The 13,194-nt window shown below is 57.5% G+C and carries 12 protein-coding genes and 2 pseudogenes; 5 read left to right on the plus strand and 9 right to left on the minus strand.

Annotated features, from left to right (window positions below; all coding sequences use genetic code 11):
• Positions 1–81: 81 nt before the first annotated feature.
• From V8689_RS00400 to phoB, 3 genes are all read right to left on the minus strand, one after another.
• The gene (locus tag V8689_RS00400) at positions 82–1,422 is read right to left on the minus strand and encodes a hemolysin family protein (RefSeq protein WP_003195620.1); all 1,341 of its coding nucleotides are present in this window, start codon (positions 1,420–1,422) and stop codon (positions 82–84) included.
• Between the two features lie 257 nt (positions 1,423–1,679).
• Positions 1,680–2,966, minus strand: a complete 1,287-nt coding sequence (phoR, locus tag V8689_RS00405) for a phosphate regulon sensor histidine kinase PhoR (protein WP_230962087.1) — start codon at positions 2,964–2,966, stop codon at positions 1,680–1,682.
• Between the two features lie 95 nt (positions 2,967–3,061).
• On the minus strand, positions 3,062–3,751 hold the full coding sequence (phoB, locus tag V8689_RS00410) for a phosphate regulon transcriptional regulator PhoB (RefSeq protein ID WP_003195617.1): 690 nt from the start codon (positions 3,749–3,751) through the stop codon (positions 3,062–3,064).
• 154 nt (positions 3,752–3,905) lie between these two features.
• Here phoB and V8689_RS00415 point away from each other — a divergent pair, with 154 nt between their 5' ends.
• The gene (locus tag V8689_RS00415) at positions 3,906–4,283 is read left to right on the plus strand and encodes a COG4315 family predicted lipoprotein (RefSeq protein WP_056785109.1); all 378 of its coding nucleotides are present in this window, start codon (positions 3,906–3,908) and stop codon (positions 4,281–4,283) included.
• Positions 4,284–4,407: 124 nt separating this feature from the next.
• On the opposite strand, the gene ubiA is transcribed toward V8689_RS00415, so the two are convergent.
• Both ubiA and V8689_RS00425 read right to left on the minus strand, forming a co-directional pair.
• On the minus strand, positions 4,408–5,298 hold the full coding sequence (ubiA, locus tag V8689_RS00420; protein ID WP_056785104.1) for a 4-hydroxybenzoate octaprenyltransferase: 891 nt from the start codon (positions 5,296–5,298) through the stop codon (positions 4,408–4,410).
• Positions 5,298–5,861 (minus strand): chorismate--pyruvate lyase family protein, encoded by a 564-nt coding sequence (locus V8689_RS00425; RefSeq protein WP_003195610.1) that lies wholly within the window; start codon positions 5,859–5,861, stop codon positions 5,298–5,300. Before V8689_RS00425 ends, ubiA begins: the two co-directional genes overlap by 1 nt.
• Before the next feature lie 195 nt (positions 5,862–6,056).
• On the opposite strand from V8689_RS00425, the gene V8689_RS00430 reads away from it, so the two are divergent.
• The 4 genes from V8689_RS00430 (at position 6,057) to V8689_RS00445 (ending at position 9,247) form a co-directional block, all read left to right on the plus strand.
• Positions 6,057–6,224, plus strand: a complete 168-nt coding sequence (locus V8689_RS00430) for a rubredoxin (protein ID WP_014720509.1) — start codon at positions 6,057–6,059, stop codon at positions 6,222–6,224.
• Positions 6,225–6,260: 36 nt separating this feature from the next.
• Complete coding sequence (locus V8689_RS00435) at positions 6,261–7,409, plus strand: NAD(P)/FAD-dependent oxidoreductase (protein ID WP_056785102.1); 1,149 nt, start codon at positions 6,261–6,263, stop codon at positions 7,407–7,409.
• A 190-nt stretch (positions 7,410–7,599) separates the two neighbouring features.
• Positions 7,600–7,875, plus strand: a complete 276-nt coding sequence (locus V8689_RS00440) for an HU family DNA-binding protein (protein ID WP_003213368.1) — start codon at positions 7,600–7,602, stop codon at positions 7,873–7,875.
• Between the two features lie 271 nt (positions 7,876–8,146).
• On the plus strand, positions 8,147–9,247 hold the full coding sequence (locus V8689_RS00445) for a type III secretion effector protein (protein ID WP_230962078.1): 1,101 nt from the start codon (positions 8,147–8,149) through the stop codon (positions 9,245–9,247).
• 812 nt (positions 9,248–10,059) lie between these two features.
• Here the strand turns inward: V8689_RS00445 and V8689_RS00450 are convergent.
• The 4 genes and pseudogenes from V8689_RS00450 to V8689_RS00465 all read right to left on the minus strand — a co-directional run.
• Positions 10,060–10,449, minus strand: a pseudogene (locus tag V8689_RS00450) (RHS repeat-associated core domain-containing protein); the annotation flags it as partial.
• A 170-nt stretch (positions 10,450–10,619) separates the two neighbouring features.
• Positions 10,620–11,210 (minus strand): hypothetical protein, encoded by a 591-nt coding sequence (locus tag V8689_RS00455; RefSeq protein WP_060766385.1) that lies wholly within the window; start codon positions 11,208–11,210, stop codon positions 10,620–10,622.
• A pseudogene (locus V8689_RS00460) lies at positions 11,210–12,673 on the minus strand (RHS repeat-associated core domain-containing protein); the annotation flags it as partial. The gene V8689_RS00455 and the pseudogene V8689_RS00460, both read right to left, overlap by 1 nt.
• A gap of 21 nt (positions 12,674–12,694) precedes the next feature.
• Complete coding sequence (locus V8689_RS00465; RefSeq protein WP_034129265.1) at positions 12,695–13,126, minus strand: hypothetical protein; 432 nt, start codon at positions 13,124–13,126, stop codon at positions 12,695–12,697.
• Between the last annotated feature and the right edge of the window lie 68 nt (positions 13,127–13,194).

The following is a 13,194-nucleotide window of genomic DNA, read 5'->3' on the forward strand; positions in this document are numbered from 1 at the left end:
CGCGTGCGTCGTGAATAAACGCGGCGCCTGTGCGTTTTTCGCGAGCAAGCTCGCTCCTACAGGAGGTGCCCGGCTCTACAGTCAGTCGAGCAGCAAGACCTTGGCCAACACGATCTTCGGCCCTTTCATCTTCTTGATGATGATCCGCAAGCCTTCAACTTCCAGCACTTCTTCCTCTTCCGGCACGCGCTTGAGCGTGTCGTAGATCAGGCCGGCCAGGGTTTCGGCTTCGATGTGGTCCAAGTCGACGCCCAGCAGGCGTTCCACCTTGAACAATGGCGTGTCGCCACGTACCAGCAATTTGCCGGGCTGGTAGGCGAGGATGCCGCGCTCGGCCTTGCGGTGTTCGTCCTGGATATCGCCCACCAGTACTTCCAGCACGTCTTCCATGGTCAGGTAGCCGATGATCTTGCCGTCGGCTTCTTCCACCAGGGCGAAGTGCGCGCCGCCTTTGCGGAACTGCTCCAGCAGTTGCGACAAAGGCATATGCCGCGATACGCGTTCCAGCGGGCGGGTCAATTCGGCCAGGTTGAACGATTCGGGGATATGGTCCAGGGCCGCCAGCTCCAGCAGCAAATCCTTGATGTGCAGCAAGCCGACAAACTCGTTGCGCACCGCGTCATACACCGGGTAACGGCTGAATTTGTGACGACGGAACAGCGCGAGGATTTCCTTGAGCGGGGCGTTGAAGTCCAGGGTCACCAGGTCTTCCCGGGAGTTGGCCCAATCCACCACTTCCAGCTCGCCCATTTCCACGGCGGAGGCCAGTACGCGCATGCCTTGGTCGCTGGGGTCCTGGCCACGGCTGGAGTGCAGGATCAGCTTGAGTTCTTCGCGGCTGTAATGGTGCTCATGGTGCGGGCCAGGCTCGCCTTGGCCAGCGATGCGCAGAATGGCGTTGGCACTGGCGTTGAGCAGGTAGATGGCCGGGTACATTGCCCAGTAGAACAGGTACAGCGGCACGGCCGTCCACAGCGACAGCAGTTCGGGTTTGCGAATCGCCCAGGATTTGGGGGCCAACTCACCGACCACGATGTGCAGGTAGGAAATTACGAAGAAGGCGGCAAAGAACGACACGCCCTTGATCACTTCTGGCGACTGCACGCCGACCGCGCCCAGCATCGGCTCGAGGATGTGCGCAAAGGCCGGTTCACCGACCCAGCCCAAGCCCAGGGACGCCAGGGTGATACCCAACTGGCAAGCCGACAGGTAGGCGTCGAGCTGGCTGTGCACGGTACGCAGGATCTGCCCGCGCCAGCCGTTTTTGTGGGCAATGGCCTCGACGCGGGTGGCGCGCAATTTGACCATGGCAAATTCCGCCGCAACGAAGAAACCGTTGAGCAGTACCAGGATCAGTGCAAAAAGAATCATGCCGAAATCGGCGAAGAGTGTAGCGAGGGTAATGCCAGGGGAAGGGTCCATGATGGGGTTTTGCAGGTTCCGTGTGTTCAATAAGGGGTGACAGGTGGGCCTGAAAGGCAGGCACAAGTCGGCCAATGTAGCGGCTGACGGGGCGCTTGCCTAGTGCCCGCTGCCGGGCGGGGCTGCAAAGTCGTGTCGCAGAACCCATGTGGGAGCTGGCTTGCCTGCGATGGCGGTCTGCCTGCTACCGATGATTTGGCTGACCCGCCGCCATCGCAGGCAAGCCAGCTCCCACAGTGGGCCGTGCTCACTTCAACTTAATCATCGGCCTCGACCGCTCGCGAACGGCTTACCTGCGCCGGCGGAAAATGGCAGGTAAACGTACTGCCATGCCCCAGCACGCTGCTGATTTCCAGACGGGCCCGGTGGCGCAGAAGCACATGCTTGACGATGGCCAGGCCCAGCCCGGTGCCGCCGGTGTTGGAATTGCGGCTGGAGTCGACCCGGTAGAAGCGTTCGGTCAGGCGCGGCAGGTGCTTGGCGTCGATACCGATCCCCGAGTCCTGCACACTCAGGTGCGCGCCGTGCTCGTCGGCCCACCAGCGAATGCGGATATTGCCCTTGTCCTGGGTGTACTTCACCGCGTTGAACACCAGGTTGGAGAAGGCGCTGCGTAGTTCGCCCTCGCTGCCCTTGAGCAATACGGTGGGGTCGGCCTCCAGCGTGATCTGCTGCCCGCGTTCGCCCGAGAGGGCCTGAGCATCGTTCTTGATCGTCTGCAACAGGCTCTGCACGGCCACGGGGTGGTTGTCTGAGGGGTAGTCCGTGGCTTCAAGCTTGGCCAGCAACAGCAGGTCGTTGAGCAGGGTCTGCATGCGTGAGCCTTGCTGCTGCATCTGTTGCAGGGCGCGGCTCCAGCGCGGGTTGATCTCGTCGACGTTGTCGAGCAACGTCTCCAGGTAGCCGCAGATCACCGTCAACGGCGTGCGCAGCTCGTGGGAGACGTTGGCCACGAAGTCTTTGCGCATCTGTTCCAGCTGGTGGATACGGGTCACGTCGCGCACCAGCATCAAGTGCTCGTTGTTGCCATAGCGGGTCAGGTACAGCTGGATGCGCACGCGGTCGTTGGTGGGCGAGGGGATTTCCAGGGCTTCTTCGTAGTTGTCCTGCTCGAAGTATTCCTTGAAGCGCGGGTGACGCACCAGGTTGGTCACCGGCTGGCCGCTGTCCTGGGGCGTCTTGAGGCCCAGCAGGGTCTCGGCGGCACGGTTCCACCATTCCAGGTTGCCGTCGCTGTCGAGCATGATCACCGCGTCCTTGAGCGCGGCGGTGGACTCCTGCACCCGGTCGATCACCGCTTGCAGGCGGCCGCGTACCCGTTGGTCGCGGCGTTGCAGGTGATAGATGCTGTCGAACACCTCGCCCCACAGGCCGTAGCCATCGGGCGGTGCTTCATCGGGTTTGTGCTGGCGCAGCCATTCATGCAGGCGCAGCAGCTGCTTGAGGGTCCAGCCCAGGTACAAGGCAATGCCCGCGGCCAGGCTCCAGCCGTAGTAGCCGCTGACCAGCCCCACCAGCAGGCAGCCGGTAACCAGCAAGAGCATGTGGCGGATCAGGGTGCCATGCCAGTTTTGATTCACTTGAACATGCGTCCTTGTCAGCTGTTTAAGTCAGGCGATTAAGTCACGAAACGGCTGGCTCAGCCTTTGGTAGAAAACCGATAGCCGGTGCCGCGCACGGTTTGTACCAGATTCTCGTACGCATCGCCCAAGGCTTTGCGAAGGCGGCGGATATGCACATCCACCGTGCGCTCTTCCACATAGACGTTGCCGCCCCACACCTGGTCGAGCAGTTGGCCACGGGTGTAGGCGCGCTCCTGGTGGGTCATGAAGAATTGCAGCAGGCGGTATTCGGTCGGTCCCATCTCCGCAGGCTTGCCGTCGATGGTCACGCGGTGGCTGATCGGGTCCAGAATCAGGCCATCGACTTCGATAGGCGCTTCGCCATCGGTCGGGCCGGCGCGGCGCAGCACGGCTTTGAGACGCGCCACCAGCTCCCTGGGGGAAAACGGCTTGGTGATGTAGTCATCGGCGCCGACTTCCAGGCCCTGGATCTTGTTGTCCTCTTCGCCCTTGGCAGTGAGCATGATGATCGGGATATCCCCGGTCAGCTCGTCACGCTTGAGACGGCGGGCCAATTCGATGCCCGAGGTGCCGGGCAGCATCCAGTCGAGCAGGATCAGGTCCGGCTTGCGGTCGACGATAATGGCGTGGGCCTGTTGGGAGTTTTCCGCCTCCAGGCAGTCATAGCCGGCCATTTCCAACGCAACGGCGATCATCTCGCGAATGGGCGCTTCGTCGTCAACAATCAGAATGCTCCTGCCAACCATGCTCAAAATCCTCTTGTCATTTAACTGTCTTGCGCCGCATTAGATAACGGAATTATTGCAGTCGTGTGACAGTAATTTAGTCGCTTGGGCAATTAACGGCACTCTGGACTACCCTTTGGGTCCGAATCCTGACAACCACAAAAGGAAGGTTCCGATGACTTACAGCACTGTTTCCTGGAAAGCCCTGCTGGTATCTGCGGTGTTGGCGCTGCCAGGCCTGGCGTTTGCGGCAGAGCCGGCGATGACTAAAGACGGGATGTTGGTGGATCACAAAGGGATGACGCTCTACACCTTTGACAAGGACGCCGATGGCAAATCGGCGTGCAAGGACCAGTGCGCGACCAACTGGCCCCCGCTGAAGGCAGAATCCACCGACACCAAGACCGGCGATTGGACGGTGATCACCCGCGACGATCAGACCAGCCAGTGGGCCTACAAAGGCGACCCTGTCTACACCTACAAGGACGACAAGAAAGCCGGTGATAAGACCGGTGATGGCAAGGGTGGCGTTTGGCACATCATCAAGCCTTAAGTCTGCGGCGCTGCTGACTCCATCGGGGCAAGCCCCCTCCCACATTTTTTTTGATGTGCGAATACAATCAAAATGTGGGAGCTGGCTTGCCTGCGATGGCGTCCTAATAGTCACCACAGAATCCTCAGCGAACCGCGTAATCCACCACAATCCCGACAAAAATCGCCAACCCCGCCCAGTGGTTATGCAAGAACGCCTTGAAGCACTTCATGCGGTCCCTGTCCTGCGTGTACCAGAACTCCCAGACAAAACAGCCCGCTGCCGCCAGCAACCCCAGGTGGAACCACCCGCCCAGCTCGAACCGCGCGCCGGCCAGCAACAGGCACGCCAGCGCCAGGCCTTGCAGGGTGAGAATGATCACGCGGTCGGCATCGCCAAATAGAATCGCGGTGGATTTCACCCCGATCTTCAAGTCGTCATCGCGGTCGGTCATGGCGTAATAGGTGTCGTAGCCCACCGTCCACAACAGGTTGGCGATGTACAGCAGCCACGCGGTGGCAGGCAAATGGCCGGTCTCGGCGGTAAACGCCATCGGCATGCCCCAGGAAAACGCCGCGCCCAGCACCACTTGGGGGTAATAGGTGTAGCGCTTCATGAACGGGTAGCTCGCCGCCAGTGCCAGGCCGCCCAGGGACAGCAAGATAGTGCTGGCGTTGGTCAGCAGCACCAGCAGGAAACTGATGCCCATCAGCACGGCAAAAAACACCAGCGCTTCTTTCGAGCTGATCTTGCCGCTCACCAGCGGGCGTTGCTCGGTGCGTTTCACATGGCCATCGACCTTGCGGTCGGCCCAGTCATTGATCACGCAGCCGCCGGCCCGGGTGAGTATCACGCCCAGCACGAAAATCACGATATTGATCAGCGACGGCGAACCCTTGCCGGCGATCCACAGAGCCCACAGTGTCGGCCACAGCAGCAGGTAGATGCCGATGGGTTTGTCCATGCGCGTCAACTGAATGAAATCCCAGGCCCTGGGGTTCAGGCGGTTCAAGGACTTGAGCAGACGTTGGTACATCAGCAGTTCTCCGGATGATCATGCAGCGCGTGCCAGAAACTCGGCAGGAAGACTTCCGCCACCAACACGCTCAGCGCCCCGCGGTCGAAGCGCGAGCGGCGCGCCCACAGATTATCGGCCTGGTCCGCTGTCGGCAGCCAGGCACGAGGGTAGTGACACACTTCAATGGCCTGGCGGGTAAAGGCGCGGTCGCAGAACAGCAACTCGCCGAGCGAACGGCTGCCCAACTCGTCCATGTGCAGCCCATCGCCCTGCAAGGCACTACGGGCCGCCACGCTGCGGGCGAACACCCAAGGCTGGCCGTGCCCGCGCAAATACACCTCGCGTACCCAACCGATACTGGCCGGCGGCAGGTCCAGGGCGGCACATTCGTCGTCGCGCAACGGTTGCCAGCCTTCGAACAGCGGCGTCACGCTGAAACCCTCGTTGGACAGCCACGTCAGCCGTCGCGTCAGCGAGCCTTCGTCAAACAGCCAATTGAGGGTCAAGGGCGTGGGCAAGGGGCTCAGAAGGCTCTGGGTCAGCCATTGGCAAGCATCGGGAAGGGCGATTGAGTGCGGCACGGTGAGTCAGTATTGGCAGCAAAAGAGGCGGCGAGCTTACCATGGCACCCTGGGCTTTTGCCGTGCCAAACCCGTCGTTTGCGTCGAACGTGCTTGCATCTGCCGGCCCCGATCAGTACAAAACGCCCTGAGCCGCGCGGCAACGCTGGATCCATCGACCGTCGGCCAACACGCCTGAACCTGAGGAAGCACGTAATGAAGAAGTGGCAATGTATCGTCTGTGGCCTTATTTACAACGAAGCGGACGGCTGGCCGGATGACGGTATTGCACCAGGCACTCTGTGGCAGGACGTCCCGGAAGACTGGCTGTGCCCGGACTGCGGCGTGGGTAAGTCGGACTTCGAAATGATCGAAATCGCGTAATCCCGAATTTAAGAAACGTACTACAAGGAGAAAGGAATGAACGCACCTGTCGTGATCATCGGCACAGGATTGGCCGGTTACAACGTCGCCCGGGAGTTTCGCAAGCTCGACAGCGAGACCCCGTTGCTGCTGATCACTGCTGATGACGGGCGCTCCTACTCCAAGCCCATGCTCTCCACCGGCTTTGGCAAGAACAAGGAAGCCGATGGCCTGAGCATGGCCGAACCCGGCGCCATGGCCGAGCAACTCAAGGCCCAGGTACGCACCCATACCCGTATCAGCGGCATCGACCCAGGCCACAAGCGCCTGTGGATCGGCGAGGAAGCGGTGAGCTATCGCGATCTGGTGCTGGCCTGGGGCGCAGAAACCGTGCGCGTACCGGTCGAAGGCGATGCGGCTGATTTGATTTTCCCGATCAACGACCTGGAAGACTACGCGCGCTTTCGTGCTGCCGCAGCCGGCAAACGGCGCGTGCTGCTGCTCGGCGCCGGCCTGATCGGTTGTGAGTTTGCCAATGATCTGATTCTGGGCGGCTATGAAATAGACCTGGTTGCGCCGTGTGAGCAAGTCATGCCGACCCTGCTGCACCCGGCGGCAGCCGCAGCGGTGCAAGCCGGGCTGGAAGGCATCGGCGCGCGCTTCCGCCTGGGCCCGGTGCTCAATCGCCTGCAACGCACGGCTGATGGCCTTGAAGCGCACCTGTCGGACGGCGAAGTGATCCACTGTGACCTGGTGGTGTCTGCCATTGGCCTACGCCCGCGTGTAGACCTGGCCGCAGCGGCCGGCCTGCAAATCAACCGCGGGATCATGGTGGACCGCCACCTCAAGACCTCCCACGCCAATATCTATGCCCTGGGCGACTGCGCCGAGGTCGATGGCCTGAACCTGTTGTACGTGATGCCGCTGATGAGCTGCGCCCGCGCCCTGGCGCAAACCCTGGCCGGCAATGCCACGGCGGTGAGCTATGGGCCGATGCCCATCACCGTGAAAACCCCGGTGTGCCCGCTGGTGGTATCACCTGCGCCACGGGGCACGGAAGGCGTGTGGAGCGTCGAAGGGCAGGGTGCCGACATCAAGGCCCTGTGCCGCGATGCCAGCGGCCGCCTGCTGGGTTATGCGTTGACCGGCAGCGCCGTCATGGAAAAACTGGCGCTGAACAAAGAACTTCCGCCGCTGCTGGCGTAAATACCGCCCGTTCTGTCGCAAACATCACGTTCATGCCCCCAGAAAGGCCGCCGCGAGACTGGCGCGGCGCCCGAGGGCATGCCATCCTCACTCCCGTCTGCCGCAGAGTAGAGCCTGCGGCGCCTTGGCGCTGCTCCACCAGAGAGCAGCACGGACATAACAACAAAAAACCGTCAAAGAGGCTTCACATATGCGTAAACCAGAACTCGCAGCCGCCATCGCTGAAAAAGCCGATCTCACCAAAGAACAGGCCAACCGCGTCCTCAACGCCGTCCTCGAAGAAATCACCGGCGCCCTGCACCGCAAAGACAGCGTCACCCTGGTCGGCTTCGGCACTTTCCTGCAACGCCACCGCGGCGCCCGCACCGGCAAAAACCCGCAAACCGGTGAGCCAGTGAAAATCAAGGCGAGCAACACCGTAGCGTTCAAGCCGGGCAAGTCGCTCAAAGACAGCGTCAACCCGTAAGTTAAGCGGTACCGTCTCGAAGGGAGGCGGGGCGGTAAAGAAAATGGGCACGCCGACGGGGTCGGGTGCCCATTTTTGTTGGGCGCCGGAAAGTGTGAGGGTGAAATATAAGAAATGGCCTCTATCGCCCTTATAAAAAATCACGGCAGAGGTTGTATTTGGTCAAAGTTGTAGGTTTATCCGCTGAGGTTGGAACCATATTTGCGCTATGGACACATAGACTTTTGGAAGGCAGGGATCGCTCTCTAAACTAACTTTTAGAGGTGTATATATGCAAAGCGTCGGCCAAACTCATGTTCCGTTCCGCATCCCGGCACCTGACGATAAGAAGGTGGAAACCATGACGCCCTCGACGTCAGGTAATACCCGAGCGGTTGCGGAAGACCCGAATGTTGAACTGAACTCCAGCATCGGCAAGGGGCGCTCCCAGTATCCTGAAGCAAGCCCTGAAGAGATTCTCACTAGAACCAGGCGCGCGAGTGGAAGGTTTAACCCCAGAAGGGGCGGCGGCTCTAAAACTGATAAAAATAAAAAGACAGAATACAAGAGTAATACAGGGCAAGAGAACAAGACAGAAAACAAGAGCACTACAGGGCAAGAGAACAAGACAGAAAACAAGAGCGCTACAGGGCAAAAGAACCAGAAAGAACACAGGAGCAATACAGAGCAAAAGAACCAGACAGAAAACAGGAATAATCCAGGGTCAACGCTCAAGCAGAAGCCAAAGCTTACAGGCGGATCGAACGGCCCAAGCGCGGCAGTCGGTACCGGTAACGACATTGCAGCTTTGCCAAATGCCTTCCCACCGGCTTCTCCTCCAATCGTGAAGACGATGCGTGATACTTTTTTAAGTTCAGTGGTCAGTAACTTTGTCAGTAGCTCCTTTACTGTGGGGCAGCAATTAGTTTCGAAAGGCCTGGCGGAAAAGATTGACGCCCAGTCTAAAATGCCTGGGGCGCAAGTAAAGAACCCAGATGGCACGAAGGGAACCGTAGATCCTGCTGCGACGCAAGAGCAAAAAATGCAGGCGAGTCTCACAGGCGCTGAAATAAAGACTGAAACGTTGACCAACAGCATTATTTTTATCAACGAAGGCCCAGACGCGAACGCTGTCGAAGCTAGCCCTGACGCGCCAAAGGACACACAGGGGCGTTTGACCAATCTTGAGAAGCGGATGGACGCGATAGAAAGCCAAATGCAGGAGCTCGCCAAGCGCTACGGACTTATCTACACGCCTTATGTGGCGCCTGATTCATCGGAGGCGCCGACTGATGAGTCGCGTATGCAGACCATCGAAAAACGCTATGCTTTTATGAACATAATGATCAACACATTAGTGACACTTAAGCAGAAGCAAGCAGAAGCTGACTAGGTTTTTTACGTGAAGGGTTAAAGCGTTGAAGGGGGAGAATGTATTTGATTTGTTTGATTTAAATAATTTGTCCCCTTTAGTGCACCCTGTAATGAAAAAGCTTTGGGGGGCGCCTGTCAGTTTTTATCTGGGGTTGCCCTACCGTTTCGTACGTACCCTGCTAAGACTGTTCATTTCGTCGTTGTTTATACCCGGTGCCCTCAGGTGAATTGAACTAGGAAATAGCCGCCCACATCCCCTTCCTTCAGCTTTTTCGCTCGATTATCGGCGAACACATAGCCGATACCTCCACCGAATATTCCTTCGTGACTAGGGCTGATTTTTGCAATGTCGGCGTCGGTGAGTTGAGCCAAGAAATAGTAGCGAGGGCTTTCATACAAAGGGTCTTGCAACCAAGCGGGGCGCCCAAGGGCCTTGCTGATACCCGCGCCACTGTCCACGTCTTCCAATTCTTCCTCCATTTGTTCGGGAGTGAACGGTTGCTGGGCGATATACGTTCGCGCAATTGGATCAACCAACGCAGCGGGTGTGAGTTCGGAAGTCGCCAGTGCGTGAAGCAGAACCTGGCTATGGCCAAGTTGAAGATTTTCCATCTCGCTTTGTTGATGGACAGTCAACTTTCTTACAGATGATCGTGTGCATGTTTCGTCAGTTCGCTCAACGGAGACGAACACCGTAAGCGCCATCCCGGAGGGTATGAATGGGACGTCCAAGAACGTTGAGGTCATCGTAATCACCGGCAGCATAAGCTGACCGGTTTGCGGATCTTTAGGCCACAGCTCAAGGTCTGTAAGCCACGCACCTGCGCCTATTTGTACAAGGTTATAGCCTCCCGCCAACCCAATCGGATCCGGCGTCGTAAACCTCCCCACATCCGGATCATAAAACCGAAACGTGTTGTAGTGCAGCCCAATCTCCCGATCCAGATACTGCCCCTGGAACCGCAAATTCTGCTCTTCGATAAAGTACGCTTCACGCACTTCTTCGTCAGCATTCCCCCACACCTGATACCGCGCCTGCCACACCGTTTTTCCATCAGCTTCGGTCAGTTGCTCAGGCAATCCATTCAGGTCGTTGTGTTAGTAGCGCACGCTTTGATGCTCACCCGTGCCGTCCACTCGAGCCAGCGGTACATAGCCGTCTTCTTCATAGATATAGAGGCTGGTCTGGCTATGCCGATGCTCTTGCAGCAGGCGGCGCCCGGCAGTTGCGTGGGCTGGCCATTGGGACAGCGTATCCGTGAGCGCAGCCGGCCGCTGCCGTAGTACAGGCAGTTGAACCAACGGCCGCCGGGCAATTGTGTCTGATTAATTAGCTACAGAGCTCTGTTAGCAAAGCGAATATTTAGCAAGGGCTGGTGCAGTAACATAGCTCAGCAAGCTTGGGTGACGGTATAAAAGCTCTGTTTTCCTTCATCAAAAAACAGATAAGCCTGAGCGTTGTCGTGGCTAAGCTCGCTTATGTCGAGCTGGCCCAGGAAAACCATAGGCTTCCCATCCACCATTGGCCATGCGGGGCTTTGAAGCCATTTCGGTGGGACTTTCAAGTACCGAAAATCAATTTTTATTTTTTCCTTCAGCCAAGCCTGCAACTCTTTAGAACTGAGATTTTTTCGCTCTTCGACCAGCTTGGACAGATAGTCCGATGGTAGCGACAGCCATTTTGGCTGAACTTTTAGCGTTAGGTTGAATAGGTTTTCGTACTTTTTTTCCACCGTGTGGGTGATGTTTTTCTTGGAAAGAACAGTAGATAGAAGTGTCTGAACGTTGTAGATAGACTCTAAGTTCTGATAGTTCTGACTGATTGTGTAGGTGTAGAGATCAGGTTCCGTAACATAAGCAGGGAGGTTGTTCTCACTCCTGAGCAATGCTTCGACTGCCGGGTCTGCGTATATTTTTTCTTCAAATGCTTTAGGCGAAATTGCCCCTTCGACGAATTGCTTGATGATTTCTATAGCTGTCATTATTTGGTTCCTAAATGTCTAAATTCATCAAGCGCGGGGTGCTGTTCCCGAGTGACTTCGCGTAGGTTTCGAGGGTTGTTCACATCTACACCACCATTACGTTGAGGGTTGTGATGATGCAACTCCATCGAATTTCCGTTTGCGTCCAGCGGCGCAGAGCCGCGCTTCATACGGCTCATGTTGGCGGGGCTGAACTCACCTGAGGCTTTTGAAGCCTCATAGCGATTTTTCCAGTATCGATTTCTTACCACATCCCATGCGGGAGCTTTACCGCTGGGCAGGGGCTTGTCTATGGCTTGGCCTCTTTTCCAGCGTTTGAACTGGCCACAACTCCAACCCCACGGGTCAATCCAACCGATGGGATTCGGCGCGTACTGGTAAAGATTGAATCCACCTATCAGCCCAATCGGATCCGGCGTCGTAAACCGCCCCACATCCGGATCATAAAACCGAAACGTGTTGTAGTGCAGCCCGATCTCCCGATCCAGATACTGCCCCTGGAACCGCAAATTCTGCTCTTCGATAAAGTACGCTTCACGCACTTCTTCGTCTGCATTCCCCCACACCTGATACCGCGCCTGCCACACCGTTTTCCCATCAGCTTCGGTCAGTTGCTCAGGCAATCCATTCAGGTCGTTGTGGTAGTAGCGTACGCTTTGATGCTCGCCCGTGCCGTCCACGCGAGCCAGCGGTACATAGCCGTCTTCTTCATAGAGATAGAGGCTGGTCTGGCTATGCCGATGTTCCTGCAGCAGGCGCAACCCCTCCCAATCAAAGCGGGTTTCACCCAACGGATAGCCGTTGCTGTCATGTTCGGTTTTAGCGATGCGCCGGCCGAGGGGGTCGTAGGTCATTTTCACGACCGTTTCGCGTCCATCCTTCTGGCTACGGACTTCGATCAGGCGATGCTCTGCGTCGTAGGCAAAGAGCTGTACGCCGCGTAGGGCACTGCGCTTTTCGATCATTCGGCCAAAACCGTCGTAACGGTAGCGTTTGTCCTGATAGGTCAACAGCTTGTTATGCACCACCAGCCCAGCACTGGCTGACGGACCGTCCAGCAGGTTTGCTGCGGCATCGTAGGCAAACGTTTCTCGCTGGCCCTGAGCGTTGTCCTGGCTGGCAATAATGCGCCCGGTGGCGTCGTAGTGGAGCAGTTGGCGCTGATCCCGACGGTTATCGCGGTCACGCTCCAGGCGGCCGATCAGGTTATCGGCCGGGTCATAGTCAAAGTGTTTTTGCTGGGCGGCCGGCAGTTGCGTGGGCTGGCCGTTGGAACGGCGTATCCGTGAGCGCAGGCGGCCGCTGCGGTCATATTCGCTGCGCGTGGTGATCTGGCCCTGGGTACGCAGGACTTCACGGTGCAGGCGGTCGCGTTCGAAGTCACAGATGACGCGGCCGTCGAGGTTGATCTGGTGCAGGTGGCCGCTGCCGTAGTACAGGCGGTTGAGCCAACGGTCGTCGGGTCATATAGTCTGGTCTCACTATCAAGTGTGGCCCGGTATCCAGAATAAATTTTTACCTCCGGATTTAATGATCTTCTCAATCAGCTCAGTAAATGATTTTGCGATCAGTGTGCTCTCATCGGCGGTCGGGTAACTGTCCCAGAACGAGTCGTAGCAGTAGCCAAATTGCGGGCCAGGTTTCAGGTTAATTGAAATTATTTGATCCGCACATTTAACGAGCGCGTACCAGTTAGCTGAGTCTGGGTCCTCCAAGTCTTCGTCCATAACGACAAAGTCGGAGCGTTCAAGTTCTGGCGCCTGAATCATGAAGCTGTACTGTGCCTTTGGATAGAAAACAGCGCTGCTGTAATGGTTATAAAAATCGGTCAAGTCATCGGGGACGGGATTACTCGGCAACCCAGTAGAAGGTGCTGTCGTGCAGTCGGCGTTTTCTATTAGATTAAGAATGTTCATCTTCCGCATCCATTGTAGATAAAGAGAATAACTTTAATTAAAACGAAATGCATCCATCCCTTTTTGCC

The sequence above is a fragment of the Pseudomonas sp. AK181 genome (assembly GCF_051122975.1).
GTDB lineage: Bacteria > Pseudomonadota > Gammaproteobacteria > Pseudomonadales > Pseudomonadaceae > Aquipseudomonas > Aquipseudomonas lactis.

Coding starts and splice junctions, on each gene's coding strand:
- V8689_RS00400 (WP_003195620.1), bottom strand. CDS start 1,422: ATGGACCCTTCCCCTGGCATTACCCTCGCTACACTCTTCGCCGATTTC.
- phoR (WP_230962087.1), bottom strand. CDS start 2,966: ATGCTCTTGCTGGTTACCGGCTGCCTGCTGGTGGGGCTGGTCAGCGGC.
- phoB (WP_003195617.1), bottom strand. CDS start 3,751: ATGGTTGGCAGGAGCATTCTGATTGTTGACGACGAAGCGCCCATTCGC.
- V8689_RS00415 (WP_056785109.1), top strand. CDS start 3,906: ATGACTTACAGCACTGTTTCCTGGAAAGCCCTGCTGGTATCTGCGGTG.
- ubiA (WP_056785104.1), bottom strand. CDS start 5,298: ATGTACCAACGTCTGCTCAAGTCCTTGAACCGCCTGAACCCCAGGGCC.
- V8689_RS00430 (WP_014720509.1), top strand. CDS start 6,057: ATGAAGAAGTGGCAATGTATCGTCTGTGGCCTTATTTACAACGAAGCG.
- V8689_RS00435 (WP_056785102.1), top strand. CDS start 6,261: ATGAACGCACCTGTCGTGATCATCGGCACAGGATTGGCCGGTTACAAC.
- V8689_RS00440 (WP_003213368.1), top strand. CDS start 7,600: ATGCGTAAACCAGAACTCGCAGCCGCCATCGCTGAAAAAGCCGATCTC.
- V8689_RS00445 (WP_230962078.1), top strand. CDS start 8,147: ATGCAAAGCGTCGGCCAAACTCATGTTCCGTTCCGCATCCCGGCACCT.
- V8689_RS00455 (WP_060766385.1), bottom strand. CDS start 11,210: ATGACAGCTATAGAAATCATCAAGCAATTCGTCGAAGGGGCAATTTCG.
- V8689_RS00465 (WP_034129265.1), bottom strand. CDS start 13,126: ATGAACATTCTTAATCTAATAGAAAACGCCGACTGCACGACAGCACCT.